The organism is Streptomyces hilarionis (genome assembly GCF_024539675.1).
Classification (GTDB): domain Bacteria; phylum Actinomycetota; class Actinomycetes; order Streptomycetales; family Streptomycetaceae; genus Streptomyces; species Streptomyces hilarionis.
The window spans coordinates 1-484 of sequence record NZ_JAHHIT010000420.1 but is presented as its reverse complement, the minus strand read 5'-3'; the positions used below and the strand labels follow the sequence as shown (position 1 = coordinate 484).

Annotated in this window: 1 protein-coding gene; it reads left to right on the top strand. The window is 52.5% G+C overall.

Annotated features, from left to right (window positions below):
* Positions 1-185: 185 nt before the first annotated feature.
* Positions 186-484: hypothetical protein (locus tag KMS84_RS43815; RefSeq protein WP_256921282.1), on the top strand; the 299-nt coding region annotated here is incomplete at its 3' end.

Below are 484 nucleotides of genomic sequence, written 5' to 3'. Positions count from 1 at the left end.
AACATGTTGAGGCGCTTAGCGGGCAAGCATCCAATGCTGCGTTTGACCGTATAGCTAAAGCCGCTGGAAGTGATTGGCCATTGAGGACGCACCAATGCAGGCGAACCTATGCAAGGTGTTTTGTTGAGTCCCGTATGGGTCGCACTTCGTTAATCTACCTAAAGTGGCAGTTCAAACACAGTAGCATGAGCATGACTCAACTCTATGCATCCAATCCGCAGCAAGACCTGACGCTTTTTGATGAGATCTTTCAGCAGATGACAGAGTTTAAAATCGATCTGATCGAATCATGGCTCGGTGATCAGCCCTTGGCTGGGGGCGCAGGCGAAAAGATTGTGGAATTGCGGGCGATCCCAATCAAGGATAGAGCAGCTCTACTTGCCCAGACCGCTCCACATGCCAACATTCGTGCGACTGGACACGGATGGTGCATTGCCACGGAGCGGGGCTGCGGAGGTGCTGGTCTATATGAGGCCACACGGTG